The following is a 21,820-nucleotide window of genomic DNA, read 5'->3' on the forward strand; positions in this document are numbered from 1 at the left end:
TATAGACTGTCGGGCAAGTTTTATTCAATACAAATGGGTTTACCTAAAGACGGCAAAATTTGCTATATTCATTGTTTTTCCGCGACATTTATTTTTCGACTGATTATGAATACGGCAATCCAAGCAGCTCTCGAACATGCAGTGCAATCTCTTCAAGCTGAAGGTGTACTCCCATCCGACTTTAATAACAGTGGTAACTTAACGCGAACCAAAGACCGAAGCCACGGTGACTTCGCGTCAAACATTGCAATGATTGGTTCTAAAGCTGCGGGTATGAAGCCTCGTGATCTCGCGGAAAAAATCCTCGTAAACCTTCCCGAAGTTGCCGATATCAGCAAAGCAGAAATTGCAGGGCCTGGCTTTATTAATTTCTTTTTAAATGCCGACCAACGCTTTGCTGTACTGGATCAAATTCAAGCACAACAAGATCAATTCGGTCGCACTACAGCCAATGCTGAAAAACGCATCCAAGTAGAATTCGTTTCAGCTAACCCGACGTCAAGCCTACACGTAGGTCATGGTCGTGGCGCAGCTTACGGTATGACAGTCGCGACCTTGCTTGAAGCTACGGGTGCAAAAGTTGACCGTGAATATTATGTCAATGATGCAGGTCGTCAAATGGACATCCTCGCAACATCGACTTATTTGCGTTACCTTGAGTTGACGGGTCAAGAATTAGTATTCCCAAAAAATGCCTATCAAGGCGATTACGTTAAAGACATTGCACAAAGTATTATCGACAAAGATGCCGACACATACGTACGCCCTGTTGCTGAAGTCTATCAAGATGTGCCTGAAGATGTACAATATGAGGCAGAGCCTGATAGCGATGGCAACAAAGTTGTACTTTCAGGCGACAAAGAAAAACACATCGATGGTTTAATCTATAATTCACATCGTTTGATTGGCGAAGGCTATCGTGTTTTCCATCAAGCCGCTTTAAAAGCCATTCTTGATGACATTAAAGATGACCTTGGCAAATTCGGTGTCACTTTCAATCAATGGTTCAGTGAAGCAAGCTTGACTGAAAAAATTGATGAAGCACTGCAAATGCTAGATCAGCGTGGTTTCCTCTACGAAAAAGAAGGCAACATCTGGTTTAAATCGACTGAATTCGGCGATGAAAAAGACCGTGTGGTGAAACGTCGTAATGGTCAAACCACGTACTTTGCCTCTGACATTGCCTACCACCTGAATAAATTACAACGTGGTTATACCGACATTATTGATATTTGGGGTTCTGACCACCACGGCTATATTGCACGTGTCAAAGCAGCCATTGATGCGCTCGGTTATGATTCTAAAAAATTGACGGTTCTGCTTGTTCAGTTTGTTAGCCTATGGCGTAGCGGTGTGATGGTACAAATGTCATCGCGTTCAGGTCAGTTCGTGACTTTACGTGACCTGCGTAAAGAAGTCGGCAATGATGCTGCTCGTTTTTATTACGTGATGCGTAAATCTGAACAGCACATTGACTTTGACCTTGATCTTGCTGTCTCACAAAGCAAAGATAATGCGGTGTATTACATTCAATATGCCCATGCACGTATTTGCCGCATGCTAGAAAAAGCAGCAGCGACAGATGTGAATTTTGATGCCGTAAATGCACGTCAATTTGCAGCAAAACTTGATCTTGATGCTGAAACGGAAATTTTAGCCAAACTTGCCGCTTATCCTGAAATTGTGATTCGCGCAGCAAATAGCTATGAACCGCATCAAGTCGGTAATTATCTGAAAGAGTTAGCCGCATTATTCCACGGTTGGTATAATGAGCATAAAGTACTGGGTGATGATGCTGAACTTACGCAAGCGCGTTTATTGCTTTCAGTAAACGTACAACAAGTGCTACGTAATGGTTTAGAATTATTAGGTGTATCCGCGCCTAAGAGCATGTAATATTTTACATTGCTGTAAGATTAAGACAAAGTTCGGGTGAGCATACCAATATTGTTATGCTTACTAAATGATGGCTATTGTCGGCATCCATATGTGAAATCATACTTGGCATGGCTCCTATGTGAGCCATGCTTAAAGCACAACCAATTGAATATTAGAATAATGAGGTTCACAAGTGTTTGGAAAAACGCAGCGCGGTGTATCAGAGCGACCCAATAAGCCTAAAAAGCCATTGATTCCGACATGGCTCGGGACACTTGTGGTCATTTTACTCGTGTTGAGTTTTGCTGTGGCTTTAATGCTCTGGAAACCGTGGGAACCTGTTAAACCCAAAAATCAAATTAACTCTGAACATTACCAAGAAGACACCAATAAAGATTATCGTTTCTACGATTTATTGCCGCAACAACAAGTCACGCCTATTCCTGAACAAGCTGTACCTGAAAGTAAGAATACAGAAACTGTGGTCATTGTTGAAGCACCAAAAACAGAACCGACTATTAATAATCCAGCCACTGAACCTGGTCTTGAAGCATCGGAAGCGCCTGCACCTGTTGTGCATCAGCCCAGTTATATTCTTCAAGTCCGTAGCTATGCTGACCCAGACAGTGCCGATACTCGACGCGCTGAAATTATTTTAAATGGTCTCTCTGCCGATGTGGTTAAATCAGTTGAAAATGGTCAAACTTGGTATCGTGTAATCTCTGGTCCTTATGACTCACCTGAAGCTGCGATCATGGCCCAGCAAACTTTACAACGCAGCGGTATCGATTCTATTGTGGTCAAACGCTAATACAGAAAAAATTCTTATAGAATATAAAAAAGAGCCTGATATCAGGCTCTTTTTTATTCAGATCATCCCCCTCAATCCCCTTTGAAAAGATAAATTGAGAGGGATTTATTTGGAAGCATCCAACTTAAACCGTATGTCCTAAAGCTTCACCCATTACCACAGCTGAATTGGCTTTGAATGTGGCATCCCATGCTATTTTATCTTGTTCAAATAAAATGACTGCGGTAGAACCTAAATAGAAACGCCCCAATTCTGCACCTTTTTCAAGGAATAAGTCGTGTTGATTGAGTTCCAAACGCCCTGTAGGCTTCACCTTGCCTGTTGCTACTGTTTCAATTCCAGCCACAATCATCGCACCGACTAAAACCACAGCCATACGACCCAATTCAGTATCAAATAAACACACCATGCGTTCATTGCGCGCAAATAAACCCGGAATATTTTCCGCAGTGGTTTGATTGACCGAAAATAACTCACCCGGCACATAAAGCGTTTCAGTTAACGTCCCTGCAATAGGCATATGCACACGATGATAATCTTTAGGTGATAAATATACTGTTGCGAACTGACCATTTTTAAACGGTTCAGCCAATTGTGGATCGGCAATTAATTTTTCCACCGAAAAAGTTTGACCTTTCGCTTGGAAAATATCGCCATCTTCAATAGTACCCAATTGTGAAATGGCACCATCTGCTGGGGAAACGATGCTTTTGGGATCAGCATCAATCGCACGTACACCCTCTTTTAGTGAACGAGTGAAAAATTCATTAAATGATTTATATTTCAGTGCATTACTTTGTTCAGCAATCGACATATCAATACCATACTGAGCTTTAAAAGCCTGAATCACCGTATTTTTTACAATGGGGTTTTCACTGGCTGCAAGTTTGCCCACCACACGTGATAATTGATGTTGTGGCACAACACGTTGTGCTTGAATAAAAATTTGTTTTTTTAAACGTGATGTGAAGCTCAAGATGGTAACTCTCCGGTAATAATCGGACTATCGAGGCGGTTGCCCCATTCACTCCACGCACCATCATAAGCTTGAATATTCCAACCGAGTAATCGACCTAAAATATAGGCTAAACCTGAACGGTGATGTGACTGACAATACACCACGACAGGTTCATTTAAATTGAATCCCAATTGTTCTAAGCGTTGTTGAGTGCGTTCTAAGGGATGCAATTTTAAATGATTTTCACGGTTAAGGGCAGTACTCCACTCAAAATGTCGAGCATTTGGAATATGACCACCGCGTCGCGCTGCAAGTCTAAGCCCCGTGTATTCATCTTCGGTGCGGCAATCCCAAATTTGGATTTTATTGTTTTGCACCTTATCCAGCAGTTCTGGATATTCAATCCGATATTGATCAATGTTTATTTGATTAATTTCAAGCAAATTGTCGACAGGGGGTAATTTTTCCACTTCTGACGAGGTTGGGTAACCTGCAGCCAACCAAGCATGAATGCCACCATTGAGTAAGCTGGTATTTTTAAAACCTAAGCAATGTAAATTCCAAATTAAGCGCCCTGCCCATGCACCACCTTCATCGTCATAGACCACGACGTGATGCTCTGGAGAAATATTTAAATATTCAATCAGTGCTTTTAATTCAGCTAGATCTGGCAGTAAGCCAGAAGCCTGCTCTTCTTGTCGAACTAACTGCTTGGGCTTAACATGAATTGCATGCGGAATGTGCAATTGATCATAAACAGAACTTCGCGTTAAATCGACAATACGTAATTTATCATGACCCAAATAGGGTACAAGTTCTTCTGCTTCAATCAGCAGACCAAAATTAAATGTAGATACAGTCATATTTTTCGGGTTTTATTTAGATCAATATCCCTGATCTTAGCACAAGTCATTTTCACTATTATTCTGATTTTTTGCATTCACTTAGCAAAAAATCAGATATATAAAAATAACTTTTATTCAGTTTCAGTGATTTGGAACACCTGACGCAAATAAGCAAGGAAAGTGTCATTATCGGTCATGGTTTTTCCGGGACTATCGGAAATTTTAGCCACCGATTGACCATTGCACTCGACCAGTTTCAACACAATATTCAAGGGCGTTTGTCCCATATCGTTGGTTAAGTTGGTGCCAATACCAAAACTCACTTGGAAACGATTTTTAAAATATTGATGTAAAGCCCATGCTTTTTCTAAGTTCAGCCCATCACTAAAGGTCAGCATCTTACTTTTGCTGTCGACTTTGAGTTTTTTATAATGTGCATAGGCCTTATCGCCCCATTCATAGGGATCGCCACTGTCATGACGCAGACCATCAAATAACTTTGCAAAATACAAATCAAAATCGCGTAAAAAGGCATCCATACCGACCACATCGGTCAACGCGATGCCTAAATCGCCACGATATTCTTGCACCCATGTTTCCAACGCTGCTTTTTGAAAATCGCGTAACCGTACATCTAGAGCTTGGAAAGCTTGGAGGAATTCATGTGCCATGGTTCCAATCGGGGTTAGACCCAACTCTTTAGCAATCATGACATTACTTGTGCCACGGAAAATATCAGGCGCAGCTTGATTAAAGGCTTCAATCACATGTTTTTGCCAGTCATAGCTATAACGACGGCGTGTGCCAAAGTCGGACACTAAAAAGGGTGGATCATTCGGGTTTTGTTCTTGTTGATATTGATTCAACAGCACCATTTTAGCCTGTAAACGGCGTTCGCCTTCAGCCAAAACATCATCACTACGAATACGGCGGAAATACAACTCATTGACAATGGCGAGGACAAAAATTTCAAACATCATCGCTTGAACCATCGGGCCTTCAACCCAAATATCCAAACGACCTTCTGGATCAATACTGGCTTGAATAAAACGACGCTTCAGTTGGAATAATTCTAAATAATCAACAAAGTCACTTTTGATAAAACGTAAACTACGGAGATAAAGCAGCTCATCCTCTTTAAACTTCAACTGACATAAATAATCCAACTGCTCATTCAAATCATCCAAAATATCCGTCAGTGGATAAACTGTATCTTCCAAATTACGGCAACGGAAATGATAAACACTATGCGTTTGAGGAAACTTATGTAATACCACTTGCAGCATTGTGAATTTGTACAAGTCGGTATCAAGTAAAGATTGAATGATTGGTTGCATAGCAGACCCACTAAGAAGTTCTTTTATCACGATAAAAAGTTAATTTACCCTTGCAAACCCAAAAGATGTGAATTATCAGATTTTTATCATTTTAACAAAAAATGAGTGATTGAATCATAAACGGAGGATCTTTTTTGCCCAACTCAAAACATTAACATATTATTACCATATAATGATTATTAAATATTTTTTCATTCACTAGTATTGCAATAAAATTATTTATTCATTAACATAATTTACAATAAAAATAGTATCTTATTGGCAATCCACGCAATAAATTCGACTGTTTTATTTATGTTCAAATCCATAAATTATGTAAAAAGGAATTGCACCATGGCTAAAATAAGCCTAGACAAACTGAATGACATTGATGGTTTCGTGGTTGCCGCACTTGTAGACAGTTCAAGCGGTCTAGCACTTGCAACTATCGGTTCAAGTGTTGATTTAGAGCTTGCTGCTGCTGGAAATACAGAAGTTCTTCGCTCAAAACGTAAAGTGGCTAAAGCACTTAATCTGAATGATCGAATTGAAGATCTTTTAATTACACTGGGTAAACAATATCATTTGTTACGTCCATTAGATCGCAATGAAGACCTTTTCCTGTATTTGATTTTAGATCGTCAAAAAGCAAATCTAGCAATGGCACGTCATGAATTAAAAACATTTGAGAAAGAATTAGATTTTTCTTAAGTTAGACATAAAAAAACTGTCATAGCATAGTTCTAGGACAGTTTTTTTTCATTTCTCGATTAGCACTGCGCTGACTCAGCTCATTTAAAATAAAATCAATCTAGCGAAACCATTATAAAATGGCCTCATAAAATCTATTCATCTTTTGTTGATTTATCTAAATTGGACGAATTCATTTTTGTCGCATATTCCACGCCATATGTATTTAAATACTCACGAATCAGTTGTCGCACGACTTGTGATGGCTTTAAGTCTTGTCGATAACATAATTCTTCAAATGCTTGTTTTTTAACTGGATCAATCAAAATCGTCAATCTTGCGGTTTTATTTTCCATACGTTTTATCCACTGAAAAGTTATCATATTATTATCATATTATTATCATTAAATATTATCAAGCCATGCTCTTTTAAATCGCCGATTTTTAAACCTATTTATTTTAATGCATGTCTGCAAAGTTATCACGATCAGGAATACAGACAAATCCTTATTTAAAGTAAGCCTTTATTATCTCGATCACTTTAACATAAAATAGTGCGATCCAAGCTTTTTATAAGTCGCTTTGTTAAACTGATTCAAAGTTAAATTTAACATGTGAATACAGAATATGCGGGCATTATTACAAAGAGTTCTAGAAGCCAAAGTCGTGGTAGAAGGTGAAACTACAGGACAAATCGGCAAAGGGATTTTAGTTTTTTTGGGCTTAGGTAAAGATGATACTTTGGAAAAAGGCAAAAAGCTGATTGATAAAATTTTAAAATATCGTTTTTTTGATGATGAACAAGGCAAGATGGGCTGGAATGTCGCTCAAGCTGGTGGCGGATTATTATTGGTTTCTCAATTCACCTTAATGGCACAAACACAGAAAGGCTTACGTCCTGACTTTGGACCAGCAATGCTGCCCAGTGAAGCCAAAGCTTTATATGAGCAACTGGTTGCTTATACTCAAAGCCAATTTGAACATGTACAAACCGGTATTTTTGCAGCCGACATGAAAGTACATTTGGTCAATGATGGACCTGTGACTTTCAATTTAGAAGTTGAATAAACGGTCGAATCAATGAGAAATTAAAAAGCCCTGAAATGTGATCATTCAGAGCTTTTTAATTCATTTGAGAATCTAAGATTTAATTATTTACCCGTTTTTTCACGAATAAATGAACGCACCAATTTCACTTTTTCTTTGATTGGTTTTGGTAATTTAGGTGGAATCAATTTCGCGACCTTATTAAACCAAACCAAAAGGCCAAAATCGCCTTCCATTTTAATGCTGCCATTTTGCATACCAGTCATGAAAGCGGTCGGATCACCTTTCATTAAAGTTTTTACACCTTGTTCACTGTCTGCAAATTGCAAAACAAAGTCGGCTTTTTCAGCATCACCAGATACGGTGTCAATTTGCCCATTGTTTACGATAATTTGACGTGCAACACCCAAATCGGTACCAATTTGAATACGAAATTGACGTTCATGAACCAGCTCAATAAATTTTGGGCTTGTACGCGCCAGCTGCTTCATGCGCAAAGCTAAGCCCGCCACTAACAAATCAAGCGGATCCGTGCTGACATCGACCAGTGGTAATTTTACGACAGGAATCGAAGAAAGTTTCATGACATTTAAGCCTATTGTAATTGTTGGAAAATTGACGGCTTATCCTAACATAAGTTGTGTTTTTTGAAGTAAGGCTTTGTATAACAATAATGCACAAAAAAAGAGGTGCCTTCGACACCTCTTTTTTAATATTTTTTAGATCTGTCGCTTTAACGGCTCGAGCATTGCTGTTGGTCATCTTCGTACACGGGGGTATGTTCAATACAACGACGTTTGACTAAAGCACGTTCTGCACGGCGGTCTTCCCGCAATAACAACATCGTCACAATCAGCATCGCTGACATGATCGCGGTGAGATAACTATAAGTTATGGGTAATTCAAACACCATTTGTGTACTGAAGCGGACGATTTCAATCAACCCCCAAAACAGCATCCCTGCGAACATAAAGCTTAACAAACGACGATAAGGTGAGAAGAAAACAGCTATTAACGCAGCCGCAATAAAGCTTAAGCCCACAATGGTTGCTAAATTTGCTGTGACCATAAAAACCTCCGTCTAAGATCCAATTTGGACATTTAAGTTTTGCCTAAACCAGATCCCCGATGACCGTTAAATAAATGATGGAATATATTTATATCAATTTCTTATGCAGTCATTATGCGGAGTTTTTACAAGAAAAAAAGTCTTGTATTTTTATAAAGCGACACACCTTGTCGCAATATTATTTTGTCATTACATTTTTTTGTTTTTAACTTTTTCTAGAAGTGAGATAGGCTCGGACTTGCCGTGTCATTACAAAAAAACCATGCATTTAAAGTCTTAAAAAAATATTTTTTCAGAACGGATTGAACGGTGTTTTTATCAACAACCCAAATCAACCGTTCATCGTTTTTTAGCTATTTTTGTCACAAAAAAACGCGACATTGCTGTCGCGTTTTGTCAATAAATTTCAATATTTACGCACGATTAAGATCTTTATCATGTACACCAAGCAGATATAACACACCATCTAGTCCTACGCTTGAAATCGCTTGATTTGCATTTTGACGAACCAAAGGTTTAGCACGGAATGCGACCCCTAAACCAGCGATGGACAACATGGGTAAGTCATTTGCACCATCACCCACAGCAATGGTTTGTTCTAATGAAATACCCATGTTATCGGCAAGTTCACGCAGCAATAAAGCCTTGCGCGCGCCATCAACAATATGACCTTTGACTTCGCCTGTCACCCTACCATCTTGCACATCCAAAAAATTGGCATGCACTTCATCAATGCCTAATTTTGCTTGCAGATATTCAGCAAAGTATTGGAAACCACCTGAAAGAATCGCAGTTTTATAACCCAATGCTTTCAAGGTTGAAATCAGACGTTCCGCCCCTTCTGTGACCGTTAAACGTTCTGCAATTTTAGGTAAGACAGATGCATCCATCCCTTTTAACAAAGCAACACGAGCACGGAAGCTTTGTTGGAAATCCAGTTCGCCCTGCATCGCACGTTCGGTGATTTCAGCGACTTGCTCACCCACACCTGCTTCAATGGCGAGTTCATCAATCACTTCTTGTTCAATTAAAGTGGAGTCCATATCAAAACAGACCAGACGGCTGTTACGACGGAATGCATTGTCTTCTTGAACCGCGACATCCACATTCAGTTCAGTGGATAAACGTAAGCATGCCGCACGCATGGCGATAGCATCTAGCATTTGTCCTTTTAAACCAAATTGTACACAAGAACGTTTTGGTCCATCGGTTTGATTATTTAGATCTGGACGACCCGATAAGCGCGTCACGGTTTCAATATTAAAACCTTGATTCGAGACAATTTTGGTCACGGCTTGTAATTGTGAAGCCGTTAATTCGGGTGCCAGTGCCGTAACGATATAACGAGTCTGACCACCCTCACTGACCCATTGATCATATTCTGTTGTAGAGATTGGTTTAAAGCGCACTGTTAAGCCAATATCATGTGCTAGAATCAAGATCTCCTTCATGGCTAATGCTGTAGCAGTTTGGTCATCTGACGAAACAACAATACCTAAAGTCAGTTGGTTATGGATGACGGCTTGTCCAACATCCAAAATTTGTAAAGAATGTACGGACAACACCTGCATTAATCGTGTAAATTGATTAGGCTGGTCTTGTCCCAAAAATGATATAAGAATGATTTCTCGCATGAATTGACTCGGATCTGAGCTACAACTATTGTAAGAATCATAATCGAATTTGAACATAAATGCCTTGGAAGTTTACGTTGAATGCGCCTAGACAAGGGCTATTTGCTAGCCTACTAATTGTAAGTTTTGCTTTACACACGTTTTTACTGGTACTTGCAACGACACATCAACTCAATGCAAACCGTACCAGTCAGGGACAACTGATGACCTCTCAATTGGTCACAGACAGCTTATCTGAGCTTGAACCTGCCAATACGGTATCCTTAGCATTATTAGCTGACCGTTATGCAACCAACCCAAGTGTTGCTTCTATTCGTATTTTAGATGCAAATAATCAGGTACTTGCAACGGGTGGTTTAACTAAAACACGTCAAGGTGAAGTCTTTGTTCGTGACGCACTGCAAAATGAAAAGAAAGTCGGCAGTATTGAAATCACCCTAATTCAATCTAGTATTGGCGAAATTTTACGTACTCAATGGCTCGCGATTTTATTATCACTGATGATTCATGGCCTATTATGGTTAGCTTATCGTGCCATTGCCCGTCCAAGCCGGACCGAATATTTGGCACGGATTAATAATGAATCACGTCTAAAACATGAAATTCAAACTTTAACCCAAGCCTTAGAACAAGAACAACACAATGCCTCTGTAGCAGTTGCACAAGCACAGCACAACGCGCAAGCAAAAGCTAAAATCAAAGAGTCGAAACCTATCGTACTAAATGACAACTGCATTGCCTTAAATATTCAGTTCTATGATCCTAAGCAACTGATGGATTCAGTCAATAAAACAGTCTCTGTGCCTTATTTCAATTTATGTCAGATTTTCCTGCATAAAACAGCAGAATTGTGTGTACAGCACTACAAACTCAATAGTTCAGATATTTCTACAGTACATAAATTTGATGAACATGGTGCAACCATTAGCATGTCGGTAGAAACCCCGAATGCGGTGCAATGTTTGGTCATGATCAGTACCGTATTTCAATTATTGTCAGATGTATTATACAAACGCTATCGCGAAGAAAAGCGCTTTGTTTTACAAACCCGTAGTGCCATTTCTAGTCATGTCGATGCCATGCACCTAACACCAGTACAAGCTGCGGAACGTCTGGTTCAACAATTGGCTGCAAAAGAAAGTGCGATTCATTTGCCAAACGAATTACTCAAAGATATTTCAGATCGTTACCAATTGGTCAGCATACCCAATCCTACCAATGTGCTGACGCGTCATGCCTTTATGATGAATGGTATGGACAGCGAAGTGGCTGAGCTGGCACAAACCTTCAGAACTGAAATTTTAAAAGCCAAACAATCGAAAGCGTCTTAAAATAGAATAATAAAAAACCGAGCCTATGTGCTCGGTTTTTTTCGCTTAAAACAACAGGCTATTCGATGGAGTCTGTTTTTATTTTATTGGCTTTACTGGCCCAATACGTCGCTAGTGCTGGCCCCGAAATGTTGTGCCATAAACTAAAAATGGCACTCGGTACTGCGGTAACTGGCGATGCCGCAAAATGCACCGCTGCCAAAGCCACGCCTAAACCCGAATTTTGCATACCAACTTCAATGGCAATAGCTTTACTATCGGCATAGGGCAATTTAAAGAAGCGACTTGCCCAAAACCCAAGCAAATAGCCCAAACCATTATGTAATATCACTACCCCTAAAATTAGCAAACCCGATTCCAAAATTTGCGCCTTACTACCTGCAATAATCGCTGCGACAATCGCCACAATTGCAATCACCGAAATCAGCGGCATTACTTGTATATAAGCCTCTACTTTTTGTTTTAACAACGAACGAACAATCAGTCCCAAAATAATGGGAAACAACACCACTTGCAAAATTGAACCGAGCATCGACAGTGCATTGATTTCAATCCATTGACTGGCTAAAAGATAGAAAATCGCTGGGGTTAATACAGGGGCCAAAATGGTCGAAACGGAAGTACATGCCACCGATAAAGCGGTATTTCCTTTGGCCATATAGGTAATCACATTCGATGCTGTTCCTCCCGGACAACAACCGACAAGAATCACACCAATGGCAATTGCAGGTGGCAATTGAAATAACTGACACAATAGATAAGCCAGTCCTGGCATTACCATAAACTGTGCCACCACACCAATCGCTACCGCTTTGGGACTGTATAATACCCCTTTAAAATCATCTACAGTCATGGTCATGCCCATACCAAACATAATAATGCCCAGCACCCAGATAATATAGACTTTGAGCCAGACAAAAGCTTCAGGTACAATTAACGCAATACCCGCGAATAGCACCACCCACAGCGCAAAAGTTTTTTGAATAAATTGCGTAAAACGCAAAAAAGTAGACATAACCGTGACATCCCATATTTACTCTAGTATCGAATCTTGAGATCACTTTTTACAATCCCATCAGGCTAAAGTATTTCTTTTCTAGATATAATTGTGCATTTTTTATGCATACTGCTAAATAATATCTTTCACCAAAATCCGTTTCACTCCTTTAGCCAGCATTTCTTGCCATGCATGCTGCAATGAGCCATTTAAGTCTATGCCTTTGGTGGCATCGGAAATCACATAGGTTTTAAAACCAAACTTACATGCATCAATTGCCGTCCATGCCACACAAAAATCTGTGGCAATGCCGACAATAAACACCGTATCAATACTGCGTTCTTTTAAATAACCAGCCAAACCTGTGGTGGTCTTTTGATCAGATTCCATAAAGGCAGAATAACTGTCGATATGCGTATGGCAACCTTTGCGGATAATCAATTGAGCACTAGGCAAATGAAGATTAGGGTGGAGTTCTGCATCTGGCGTACCTTGCACACAATGTACAGGCCATAATACTTGCGTACCATAATCCAGTTCGATCGTTTCAAACGGCTGTTTAGCGGCATGATTTACAGCAAATGACACATGATTTTCAGGATGCCAATCTTGAGTAATCACAATAGTTTCAAAATACTGCGCCAATTGATTAATATTTGGAATAATCTGATCTGCATGTGCCACAGCTAAATTTCCACCTGGGGTAAAACCATTTTGTACATCCACGACAATCAGCACGGTATTGTTTTGCATCATTTTTAGTCCATTCTTGGTTTGTTGTCATTTTTGTTACTAAGCATATAACAAAATAAATTTCAGTATTCAGGCTTAATTATAAAAATAAAATAACGCGCACTACAAAGAATAGGAATACTTGGGCAAATCAACTGGCTAATACAAGATAAAAAATAGCCCGCAATATGCGAGCTATTTCACCAAACAACAACTTAAGCTGGTGTTTGTAAGCGACGAACTAAAATCAACATGAATATTGCTGAAATAATGATACAAGGAATAGCAGCTGAAATAACCCCTGCTGCCCCAAAACCTGCAGCAAGAAGTTGACCTGCAATTGCAGGACCCAGCATCGCGCCTACACGGCCTACAGCTGAAGCCATACCCACACCTGTTGCACGTATTTCAGTGGGGTAAACAATACTCCCAAACGCATACAGTACACCTTGGCAACCAATCACAAATGCACCCACCAATGCTGAAGCCCAATACATTTGCGTCAATGAGCTTGCTGCATTTAAGCAAAATAAACCAGCTAAAATACCACCGTACATTAAAATAATCACATAGGTTTTTTTCCAGCGGTCGGTTAACATGCCTAACATCACCGTACCAACTGTTGCACTCAGCATAAAGAAAAATTGTGCAGTACTGCCTTCTTTACGAGTAAAGCCCAGTTCCATAAACAGTGAAGGCAACCAACTTAACATGATGTAAACCACCATCAAGGTAAAGAAGTAGCTCACTGAAATTAAACAAGTACGTGCCACGTTATGGCTATTAAATAAATTTTTAAAAGAACCCTGAGTTATTACTGCTGTGGTTTCCGCTGTATTTTTCGCTTTTAAAAATTCACGTGATTCTGGTAAAAATTTCATCATAATTGGAATGACAAAAATAGGCAGTAAACCACCCAAATAAAAAATATTTTTCCAATTTGAACCAAAATCTAAACTTGCAATGTACGACAAAATTGCAGCGCCCACAGGCATACCACAATACATTAAACCAACAGCACGCCCTCGGTTTTCAAGTTTAACCGCTTCAGAAGCAAGCGTAATTAAATTTGGCATTGCCGCACCTAAACCTGCACCCGCTAAAAAACGAACCAATAAAAGACTGTTAAAACTATTGACCCATACCGTACATAAGGTAAATAAGGCAAAAACTGCAACCGACCAAATCAATACCTTTTTGCGACCAATACGGTCTGAATATCGCCCACCAATCAGCGCTCCAGGTAATAAACCTAAAATTCCTGCGCTAAAAAACACCCCCAATTGCGAACTGTCTAAACTAAAAGCCTCGCGAATACCCGCAGCTGCAATACCAGCTGCCTGAATATCTAAACCTTCAATAACCGCAATTAAAAAGCAGATTGCCACAGTAATTGCGGCATGCCTGTTATCTGATCTTTCCATTGGCAATTTCCCTATTCAATCAGTGTCCAAAATAGAACAGCATCATCCATGACTCAGGAAATTCAAATAACTACCAATAAGTGGAAGGATTTACAGTTTATTAACAAAAATAGTGGATATTTAACGTTTTATATGGACATAACAAATAGTCGTAAAAACACTTAATCCGACTATTCTCACCGTAAAAAACTGACGTCTTTCTCTATAATTACAACTTTATAGGCATATTTATAGATAAATAACAAAATGAGACTCATCGTTTTAACTGATTATTCTGCAACTTTTTAATGCTGTTTTGCATAGATTAAATTCTTGTTTTATATAGCTTAAAAGTCTATGCTAATCCATATTAAATCTTAAATTCTGATATTTTTACACGGAATTACTACTACTGTTGGCTTTTAAAATGCAGATATAACCTTTTTACTCATATTTTTTATGTGAAAATAGCGTGATACTTGTAATGATGTGAATTAAAATTTTAGAACTAAAGATTTTTTTAATGTAACTTTGCTATATTTATTTCAACAACTTTGCATAAAGTTTTTATATGCTTTGACTAAAGCATATTGTTCTTCATCGTTTGTTCGTTCATAATTTGCATAAGCATTATTCAATTCACTTCACTCGTATTGAAATTGCTATAAATCAAAATACGCACCCATTCAAATTTATGTTTTTCTACCTCTTCTGGATGGACAAATAGGATATTTTTTTAAAATGACTCAGCAAGCACAGATCATCCAAGGTTCAATTGTCGCAATCGTCACTCCGATGTTTGAAGATGGCAGCGTAGATTGGAAGGGTCTAGAAAAGCTCGTTGAGTGGCATATCGCACAAGGGACGAACAGTATTGTTGCGGTGGGTACGACAGGCGAAGCATCCACTTTAAGTATGGCTGAACATACACAAGTGATTAAAGAAATCGTTCGTGTAGCCAATAAACGTATTCCAATCATTGCGGGTACAGGCGCGAACTCGACCCATGAAGCGATCGAGTTAACTAAAGAAGCGAAAGAATTGGGTGCAGATGCCGCACTGTTAGTGACCCCTTACTATAATAAACCCACTCAAGAAGGGTTATATCAGCATTACAAAGCGATTGCTGAAGCAGTTGATTTACCTCAAATTCTTTATAATGTCCCTGGTCGTACTGGTGTAGACATGCTCAATGAAACGGTGATTCGTCTTGCTGACATCCCACAGATTATTGGCATTAAAGATGCCACAGGCGATGTACCTCGTGGTCAAGCGCTGATTGAAGGATTACACGGCAAAGAAATGACCGTTTACTCTGGTGATGATGCAACTGCATACCAATTAATAGGCTTAGGTGCACAAGGCAACATTTCTGTGACTGCGAATGTCGCACCGAAAGAAATGAGCGAAATTTGTGCTGCTGCCATTTCAGGTGATGTGGAACGTGCTGAAGCTTTAAATAACGAGATTGCAAATTTACACAATATTCTATTTTGTGAATCTAACCCAATTCCTGTGAAATGGGCGCTCCATGAAATGGGATTAATTGGTACAGGTATTCGTTTACCATTAACTCCTCTTGCAGAACAATATCGCACACCGTTGCGTGAAGCACTAAACGCTTCGGGTGTCATTCAATAAAGAGCACAACACTATGCAATTACGTTTTGGTTTAACCCTTGCACTTTCAGCATTCAGTTTAGTGGGTTGTAGTTCCATGGGAATCAACAATGGTTCTCTTGATTATAAAAATACAGCATCCCTTGAACCTCTGAAATATCCTGAAGGCTCAATGGTTCGACCTGCAACGCCATTGTATCCAGCTCCAGTGGTTGACCCTCTTGCCATTGAACACGCACCTAAGCTGGAAAATAAAAAGGGCAACCGTTTTGCGATTCCCCGTCCAGATAAAGCGCAGGAAAACACATCAATAAATAGCCAAAATGACAGTACAAATGTCAGTCGTCCACAGCTCGTTCGTGATGGAAATCAGAATCCATTACTTAAAATTGATGGAAATTCTGCTACAATTTGGCAGTATACACTTGCTACCCTCAGTAGCCTTAACCATACCGTGGTTGGTCAGAGCAAAAATAGTTACGAAGTAACCATTAAGGTCGATCAAAAGGTCTATGTATTAAGACTGACATCTGTAGGTTCAAGTCATAACCTAGCCGTGTTCAATGCCGATAATAGCTTTGCAGACCAAGAAAAAGCTGCAGAATTATTAACCCAGATTTACCAAAATTGGCCAGCCTAGTCGTACTAGGCATTTTTTTTTGAAAAAGGTTCCCCAATGTTGAAACAAACCTTGCTCTATACTGGTAAAGCGAAATCTGTTTATGAAACAGACAGTGAAGATCACCTGATTTTAGTCTTTCGTGATGATGCCTCTGCGTTTAATGGCGAAAAAATCGAACAACTAGATCGCAAAGGCAAGGTTAATAACCGTTTCAACGCCTTTATCATGGAAAAATTGGCTGCTGCTGGCATTGAAACTCACTTTGAGAAACTTCTTTCTCCGAATGAAGTTCTGGTGAAAAAATTAGCAATGGTTCCTGTCGAATGTGTAATTCGCAACTACGCAGCAGGTAGCTTGTGCCGTCGTTTAGGTGTTGAAGAAGGTAAAGAACTTACTCCTTCTACATTTGAATTGTTCTTCAAAGACGATGCGCTTGGCGATCCAATGGTCAACGAATCTCAAGCGATTGCTTTAGGTTGGGCGACTGCTGAACAACTTGCACAAATGCAAGTACTGACTTACAAAGTAAACGAAGTACTGAAAGATTTGTTCGACAAAGGCAATATGCTACTTGTTGACTTCAAACTTGAATTTGGTGTGTTCCACGACCGTATCGTTCTTGGTGATGAATTCTCTCCAGACGGTTGCCGCCTATGGGACAAAGATACTAAAAAGAAACTCGACAAAGACCGTTTCCGTCAAGGTTTAGGCGGTGTTGTTGAAGCGTATGAAGAAGTGGCTACACGTTTAGGTATCGATCTTTCTGATATCTAATTCGTATACCGATTGAAAAAACCGAGCCTGATAGCTCGGTTTTTTTATGACTCTAATATTGCCCATGATGATCGAATAAATCAATTTTCTTAATAAAAATGATCGTTTTTACAAAGTTTAGTTATGGCGCTAAAATGATCACATTCCAGACAAGATTAACTTTAATATTTTAAGCCAAATTTAGTTGTACTCATCCATTATTCCTGAAGGATGTCCTCTCCCAATCTCAGACATCCTTTTTAGCCCAACTCATTTCCAAGAGTTGGGCTTTTTTTATTTATTGCTGCTGTTGTTCTTGCTGCCACCGACGTTGCTGTAAACGCTCACCTTCCACTTCACGTTTATTGCGTGCTGACTCGTATAATTTTGTACCTTTTAATTCAGGTGGTAGATATTCTTGCAGAATAAAATGCTCAGGGTAATTGTGCGGATAAAGATAATCTACACCATAGCCCTGCTCTTTCATTAATTTGGTCGGGGCATTTCTTAAATGCAATGGCACTGGTAAGTTAGACGTTTTTTCAGCTAAATCCAAAGCCTTATTAATGGCTAAATAGGTGCTGTTACTCTTGGCACTGGTGGCCAAATACACGGCACATTGTCCCAAAATAATTCGGCATTCTGGCATGCCTACTGCTTGAACCGAACGGAAACATTCACCCGCCAACAACAAGGCATTTGGGTTGGAATTACCAATATCTTCCGAGGCAGAAATTAACATACGACGGGCGATAAAAACAGGATCTTCACCACCTTTAAGCATGCGTGCCATCCAATATAAGGTCGCATCTGGATCACTACCGCGAATAGACTTGATAAATGCAGAAACCAAATTATAATGCTGCTCACCCGATTTGTCATAACGGGCAATATTTTGCTGTGCGACTTTCACCACCACGGCATTGGTAATGATATTTTCCAGTTCTGGTTCAAAAGTACTGGCAATCAAATCCAAGAGATTTAATGCCTTACGTGCATCTCCAGCAGCGAATTGAATAAATGCTTCATATTCTTCAATTTGAATATAACGCTGTTTTAAAAAATCATCATTTTGTAATGCTTGATTCAACAAGGTCTGAATGGCATCGTCGGTTAATGCATTTAAGCTATAGACCTGACAACGCGATAACAGCGCATTATTGACTTCAAAAGAAGGGTTTTCAGTGGTCGCCCCAATTAAAGTAATTTTGCCTTTTTCGACGGCATTGAGTAATGCATCTTGTTGTGACTTGTTAAAACGATGAATTTCATCAATAAAGACCACGGGTGTCAGTAAATCACCACTTTCGGCAATCACTTCACGGAGTTCTTTCACCCCAGTATTCAGTGCCGATAGACTGACAAAAGGCCGATCTACAGCTTGGGCCAAAAGCAAAGCAATGGTGGTTTTTCCAACGCCTGGTGGGCCCCAAAAAATAATGGAGGGTAAATGCCCCTGATCAATCATTTGGCGTAAAGGTGCTTGAGCACCTAACAAATGGTCTTGACCCATAATTCCAGATAAATCATGTGGGCGGAGCCTTTCAGGAAGAGGAATGTTGCTGTCTGACATCTTGTTATTTCTTTACTGTGCTTAAAACAAGTCTACTATGTAATTTTGCGATCGCGTATTTCAATTTAAGTGTTTTACAAAAAAATCATATCTCTTTTTTTAAAGTTTATGCCATATTACTGTGGATGATCAAAATCTACATTGAAATAAAACACAGACTATTTACTGTGATTATAAATTAAGAAATCTATGCTTAATAATTCTACTTTTTATCAAAAAAGTATATAATTATTAAGCAAATAGCATCATATCCCCTCATTATTATGGTTGTTTTTAAATGGGTAAGCTGTATGAAATATACTTTCAAAAACAAGCTAGCGCCTCTTAGGCAGGAGTTTATTATTCAGCTTGACCATATCAATGAAGCAAGTAATGCTCAATTACATACAGAAAATTTAATGTCCCAAACCTTATTAGATCAATTACCGCAACTCATTTGGGTAAAAAACAAACAAAATCAGTATTATTATAATCAAGCAATTTGCCAATATATGGGTAAAAATCTCAACCACCATGACATCAATTTTTGGCAAAAATTTGTTCATCCAGAAGATTTTGAACATTTCATTGTTTTATGGCAACAATCATTACTCACACAACAAGATTTTGAAAAAGAATGTCGAATTAAGCATGCTCAAAAAGGATATCGATTTTGTCTAATTTGCGTACAACACCACAGTAAAAATTTAAACAATTTTGCCTGGATGGTCACTGTTACCGATATACATGAGCATCATTTAAAACAGCTTGAACTAACTCAACAAGTAACAACACAAACCCAAATGTTAGATGCAAGTATAGATTGCATTGAAGTGTTAACAGCCGATGGTCTGATCAGCCATATGAATCACTCCGCTTATCTGACGCTAGGTATATCTGTAAATGAAAAGAAATTGGGTATGCCTTGGTTAAACTTATTACCTAAATCTATGCAAAATTCAGGGCAACATGCGTTAAATCGTGCCATAAAAGGCGAAAATGCACATTTTGATGGTATACATGTTATTTCAGGTCAACCACCGCAGTATTGGGAGCATACTTTAACCCCTATACTGGATGAAGATGGCCTAACCCAAAGCATTCTCTGTGTTTCTCGTGATATCAGCTCACAAGCAGTTGCTGAAAAAAAATTAAAACAAGTCATTGAATTAGATGAATTAACGGGTTTATATAATCGTCGGACATTTAATAAGATCTTTAAAAAAACCATTCAAAATGCACGTCAGCAGCAACAATCGGTCGGCTTTTTACTGATTGATTTAGATTATTTCAAACATATTAATGACACTCTCGGACATATTGCAGGAGATTATTTACTGCAAATTTTAGGTCAACGTTTAAGTGATTGTGTTAAAAGTGGCGTCGTTGTTGCACGATTAGGCGGTGATGAATTCGCGATTATTGTTCCTAATCTTACCGATGAATCGGAATTGCTCCAGATTGCCAAAACAGCTCGATTACAACTCGACATCCCTATTTGTTATGCTGGACAATATATCAATGGTGGCATGAGTACTGGCTGTGCAATTTATCCTCGGGATGCGCAGAATAGTTCAACCTTACTACAATGTGCAGATGTCGCCTTAAATGATCTGAAAATCAGCGGGCGTGGTGGCATTCGTATGTTTAAGAACACTATGTTTAAAGCCATCGAGACGACAACAAAGCAACTGGCACTTGCTCGAGCAATCATTCAAAATGATAAAATCGTGCCGTTCTATCAACCTAAAGTCCGTCTGACTGATGCTAAAGTGGTTGGGTTTGAAGCTTTACTGCGATGGTACGATACGGACGATCACATACAACTGCCCTCGCATATTTTTTCATCTTTTCAAGATTATGAACTTGCAACGCGTATCAGCGAAATTATGCAATTAAAAGTCTTTCAAGATATGACGCAGTGGTTAGATTCAGGCATGCAACTTTTACCCATTTCAATTAATGCTGCACCTGTCGAATTCTTAAGAGATAATTATGCGGAAACGCTGTTAAATCGGCTGGCACAGTTTAATATTCCATATGAAATGGTGGAAATCGAAATTACCGAGCAAAGCCTTTCAGAACGCGGCTCGGACTATGTCATTCGTGCCCTTAACTTATTAAAAAAAGCGGGAATTCATATTTCATTAGATGATTTTGGTACAGGACATTCATCTTTAACTCGCTTAAAGAATTATCCTGTAGATTGTCTTAAAATCGACCGTAAATTTATAGAAAACATACATGATGATCCTTCCGCAATAGCAATTATTAAAGCCATTAGCCAAATTGGTGCCAGCATTTCCTTAAATATATTAGTTGAAGGCATTGAACATTTAGAACAATTAGACACACTTAAAGCATGTGATTGTCATATTGGACAAGGTTTTTATTTCTATCATCCTATGGCATTTGATCATATCACAGCACTATTACAGCCTATAGATGCGATTGGTTCTTGATCTTAAATCACTAGTCACTGATGCACCAATATATAGAAAAAGTAAAGATATGAGATCATTGTTTTATTGCAAAACTTTATTCAATTTAGATTACATAGGC

Annotated in this window: 20 protein-coding genes; 9 read left to right on the plus strand and 11 right to left on the minus strand. The window is 39.0% G+C overall.

Features of this window, described 5'->3' with window-relative positions; translation table 11 throughout:
* Nucleotides 1-105: 105 nt before the first annotated feature.
* Both argS and B9T25_RS02900 read left to right on the plus strand, forming a co-directional pair.
* Nucleotides 106-1,896 carry an arginine--tRNA ligase gene (argS, locus tag B9T25_RS02895; protein WP_086187041.1) on the plus strand — a complete coding sequence of 597 codons (1,791 nt, stop codon included), beginning with the start codon at nucleotides 106-108 and terminating at the stop codon, nucleotides 1,894-1,896.
* Between the two features lie 175 nt (nucleotides 1,897-2,071).
* A complete protein-coding gene (locus B9T25_RS02900; RefSeq protein ID WP_086186960.1) occupies nucleotides 2,072-2,689 on the plus strand; it encodes an SPOR domain-containing protein in 618 nt (205 codons plus the stop codon).
* Between the two features lie 124 nt (nucleotides 2,690-2,813).
* Here the strand turns inward: B9T25_RS02900 and asd are convergent, their stop codons facing one another.
* From asd to pncB, 3 genes are all read right to left on the minus strand, one after another.
* Nucleotides 2,814-3,665, minus strand: a complete 852-nt coding sequence (asd, locus tag B9T25_RS02905) for an archaetidylserine decarboxylase (protein ID WP_086186961.1) — start codon at nucleotides 3,663-3,665, stop codon at nucleotides 2,814-2,816.
* On the minus strand, nucleotides 3,662-4,510 hold the full coding sequence (locus B9T25_RS02910) for a sulfurtransferase (RefSeq protein WP_086186962.1): 849 nt from the start codon (nucleotides 4,508-4,510) through the stop codon (nucleotides 3,662-3,664). Before B9T25_RS02910 ends, asd begins: the two co-directional genes overlap by 4 nt.
* Before the next feature lie 113 nt (nucleotides 4,511-4,623).
* Nucleotides 4,624-5,829 (minus strand): nicotinate phosphoribosyltransferase, encoded by a 1,206-nt coding sequence (gene pncB / locus B9T25_RS02915; protein ID WP_086186963.1) that lies wholly within the window; start codon nucleotides 5,827-5,829, stop codon nucleotides 4,624-4,626.
* 333 nt (nucleotides 5,830-6,162) lie between these two features.
* Between pncB and B9T25_RS02920 the strand changes: the two genes are divergently transcribed.
* Nucleotides 6,163-6,519, plus strand: coding sequence for a hypothetical protein (locus B9T25_RS02920; RefSeq protein WP_086186964.1), 357 nt, complete (start codon nucleotides 6,163-6,165; stop codon nucleotides 6,517-6,519).
* Between the two features lie 134 nt (nucleotides 6,520-6,653).
* Here B9T25_RS02920 and B9T25_RS02925 read toward each other — a convergent pair whose 3' ends face one another.
* Nucleotides 6,654-6,854: a CopG family transcriptional regulator gene (locus tag B9T25_RS02925; protein WP_086186965.1), complete on the minus strand. Its 201-nt coding sequence runs from the start codon at nucleotides 6,852-6,854 to the stop codon at nucleotides 6,654-6,656.
* A gap of 271 nt (nucleotides 6,855-7,125) precedes the next feature.
* On the opposite strand from B9T25_RS02925, the gene dtd reads away from it, so the two are divergent.
* Nucleotides 7,126-7,566 carry a D-aminoacyl-tRNA deacylase gene (gene dtd, locus B9T25_RS02930; RefSeq protein WP_086186966.1) on the plus strand — a complete coding sequence of 147 codons (441 nt, stop codon included), beginning with the start codon at nucleotides 7,126-7,128 and terminating at the stop codon, nucleotides 7,564-7,566.
* An 83-nt stretch (nucleotides 7,567-7,649) separates the two neighbouring features.
* On the opposite strand, the gene B9T25_RS02935 is transcribed toward dtd, so the two are convergent.
* The 3 genes from B9T25_RS02935 to serB all read right to left on the minus strand — a co-directional run bounded on the left by B9T25_RS02935 (nucleotide 7,650) and on the right by serB (nucleotide 10,248).
* On the minus strand, nucleotides 7,650-8,129 hold the full coding sequence (locus tag B9T25_RS02935) for an SCP2 sterol-binding domain-containing protein (protein WP_086186967.1): 480 nt from the start codon (nucleotides 8,127-8,129) through the stop codon (nucleotides 7,650-7,652).
* A 149-nt stretch (nucleotides 8,130-8,278) separates the two neighbouring features.
* Nucleotides 8,279-8,614 (minus strand): ciprofloxacin tolerance protein AciT, encoded by a 336-nt coding sequence (aciT, locus tag B9T25_RS02940; protein WP_086186968.1) that lies wholly within the window; start codon nucleotides 8,612-8,614, stop codon nucleotides 8,279-8,281.
* A 413-nt stretch (nucleotides 8,615-9,027) separates the two neighbouring features.
* Nucleotides 9,028-10,248 carry a phosphoserine phosphatase SerB gene (gene serB / locus B9T25_RS02945; protein WP_086187042.1) on the minus strand — a complete coding sequence of 407 codons (1,221 nt, stop codon included), beginning with the start codon at nucleotides 10,246-10,248 and terminating at the stop codon, nucleotides 9,028-9,030.
* Between the two features lie 77 nt (nucleotides 10,249-10,325).
* Between serB and B9T25_RS02950 the strand changes: the two genes are divergently transcribed.
* On the plus strand, nucleotides 10,326-11,579 hold the full coding sequence (locus B9T25_RS02950) for a hypothetical protein (RefSeq protein ID WP_086187043.1): 1,254 nt from the start codon (nucleotides 10,326-10,328) through the stop codon (nucleotides 11,577-11,579).
* Nucleotides 11,580-11,637: 58 nt separating this feature from the next.
* On the opposite strand, the gene B9T25_RS02955 is transcribed toward B9T25_RS02950, so the two are convergent.
* The 3 genes from B9T25_RS02955 to mhpT all read right to left on the minus strand — a co-directional run bounded on the left by B9T25_RS02955 (nucleotide 11,638) and on the right by mhpT (nucleotide 14,732).
* On the minus strand, nucleotides 11,638-12,594 hold the full coding sequence (locus B9T25_RS02955) for a bile acid:sodium symporter family protein (protein ID WP_086186969.1): 957 nt from the start codon (nucleotides 12,592-12,594) through the stop codon (nucleotides 11,638-11,640).
* Between the two features lie 114 nt (nucleotides 12,595-12,708).
* Nucleotides 12,709-13,329, minus strand: a complete 621-nt coding sequence (gene pncA, locus B9T25_RS02960) for a bifunctional nicotinamidase/pyrazinamidase (protein ID WP_086187044.1) — start codon at nucleotides 13,327-13,329, stop codon at nucleotides 12,709-12,711.
* Nucleotides 13,330-13,523: 194 nt separating this feature from the next.
* Nucleotides 13,524-14,732, minus strand: a complete 1,209-nt coding sequence (mhpT, locus tag B9T25_RS02965; RefSeq protein WP_086186970.1) for a 3-(3-hydroxy-phenyl)propionate transporter MhpT — start codon at nucleotides 14,730-14,732, stop codon at nucleotides 13,524-13,526.
* Nucleotides 14,733-15,452: 720 nt separating this feature from the next.
* On the opposite strand from mhpT, the gene dapA reads away from it, so the two are divergent.
* The 3 genes from dapA to purC are packed head-to-tail and all read left to right on the plus strand — an operon-like array spanning nucleotide 15,453 to nucleotide 17,727.
* Complete coding sequence (gene dapA / locus B9T25_RS02970; protein ID WP_086186971.1) at nucleotides 15,453-16,352, plus strand: 4-hydroxy-tetrahydrodipicolinate synthase; 900 nt, start codon at nucleotides 15,453-15,455, stop codon at nucleotides 16,350-16,352.
* A gap of 13 nt (nucleotides 16,353-16,365) precedes the next feature.
* Entirely contained in the window at nucleotides 16,366-16,971 is a 606-nt protein-coding gene (locus B9T25_RS02975; protein WP_086186972.1) for a lipoprotein-34 precursor (NlpB), read from the plus strand.
* Nucleotides 16,972-17,007: 36 nt separating this feature from the next.
* Entirely contained in the window at nucleotides 17,008-17,727 is a 720-nt protein-coding gene (purC, locus tag B9T25_RS02980) for a phosphoribosylaminoimidazolesuccinocarboxamide synthase (RefSeq protein WP_086186973.1), read from the plus strand.
* A 277-nt stretch (nucleotides 17,728-18,004) separates the two neighbouring features.
* Here purC and B9T25_RS02985 read toward each other — a convergent pair whose 3' ends face one another.
* The gene (locus B9T25_RS02985; protein WP_086186974.1) at nucleotides 18,005-19,279 is read right to left on the minus strand and encodes a replication-associated recombination protein A; all 1,275 of its coding nucleotides are present in this window, start codon (nucleotides 19,277-19,279) and stop codon (nucleotides 18,005-18,007) included.
* Between the two features lie 290 nt (nucleotides 19,280-19,569).
* Between B9T25_RS02985 and B9T25_RS02990 the strand changes: the two genes are divergently transcribed.
* A complete protein-coding gene (locus B9T25_RS02990; RefSeq protein ID WP_228146845.1) occupies nucleotides 19,570-21,720 on the plus strand; it encodes an EAL domain-containing protein in 2,151 nt (716 codons plus the stop codon).
* The last annotated feature ends 100 nt before the right edge of the window (nucleotides 21,721-21,820 follow it).

It is taken from the genome of Acinetobacter sp. ANC 4470, from assembly GCF_002135335.1.
In the GTDB taxonomy this organism is placed as follows: domain Bacteria; phylum Pseudomonadota; class Gammaproteobacteria; order Pseudomonadales; family Moraxellaceae; genus Acinetobacter.

Excerpts from the sequence above, each read along its gene's own strand:
- argS (WP_086187041.1), top strand. The coding sequence starts at position 106 with ATGAATACGGCAATCCAAGCAGCTCTCGAACATGCAGTGCAATCTCTT.
- B9T25_RS02920 (WP_086186964.1), top strand. The coding sequence starts at position 6,163 with ATGGCTAAAATAAGCCTAGACAAACTGAATGACATTGATGGTTTCGTG.
- B9T25_RS02955 (WP_086186969.1), bottom strand. The coding sequence starts at position 12,594 with ATGTCTACTTTTTTGCGTTTTACGCAATTTATTCAAAAAACTTTTGCG.
- B9T25_RS02925 (WP_086186965.1), bottom strand. The coding sequence starts at position 6,854 with ATGGAAAATAAAACCGCAAGATTGACGATTTTGATTGATCCAGTTAAA.
- B9T25_RS02985 (WP_086186974.1), bottom strand. The coding sequence starts at position 19,279 with ATGTCAGACAGCAACATTCCTCTTCCTGAAAGGCTCCGCCCACATGAT.
- pncB (WP_086186963.1), bottom strand. The coding sequence starts at position 5,829 with ATGCAACCAATCATTCAATCTTTACTTGATACCGACTTGTACAAATTC.
- B9T25_RS02990 (WP_228146845.1), top strand. The coding sequence starts at position 19,570 with ATGAAATATACTTTCAAAAACAAGCTAGCGCCTCTTAGGCAGGAGTTT.
- B9T25_RS02935 (WP_086186967.1), bottom strand. The coding sequence starts at position 8,129 with ATGAAACTTTCTTCGATTCCTGTCGTAAAATTACCACTGGTCGATGTC.
- B9T25_RS02975 (WP_086186972.1), top strand. The coding sequence starts at position 16,366 with ATGCAATTACGTTTTGGTTTAACCCTTGCACTTTCAGCATTCAGTTTA.
- serB (WP_086187042.1), bottom strand. The coding sequence starts at position 10,248 with ATGCGAGAAATCATTCTTATATCATTTTTGGGACAAGACCAGCCTAAT.
- B9T25_RS02910 (WP_086186962.1), bottom strand. The coding sequence starts at position 4,510 with ATGACTGTATCTACATTTAATTTTGGTCTGCTGATTGAAGCAGAAGAA.
- purC (WP_086186973.1), top strand. The coding sequence starts at position 17,008 with ATGTTGAAACAAACCTTGCTCTATACTGGTAAAGCGAAATCTGTTTAT.
- dapA (WP_086186971.1), top strand. The coding sequence starts at position 15,453 with ATGACTCAGCAAGCACAGATCATCCAAGGTTCAATTGTCGCAATCGTC.
- dtd (WP_086186966.1), top strand. The coding sequence starts at position 7,126 with ATGCGGGCATTATTACAAAGAGTTCTAGAAGCCAAAGTCGTGGTAGAA.
- aciT (WP_086186968.1), bottom strand. The coding sequence starts at position 8,614 with ATGGTCACAGCAAATTTAGCAACCATTGTGGGCTTAAGCTTTATTGCG.
- mhpT (WP_086186970.1), bottom strand. The coding sequence starts at position 14,732 with ATGGAAAGATCAGATAACAGGCATGCCGCAATTACTGTGGCAATCTGC.
- pncA (WP_086187044.1), bottom strand. The coding sequence starts at position 13,329 with ATGCAAAACAATACCGTGCTGATTGTCGTGGATGTACAAAATGGTTTT.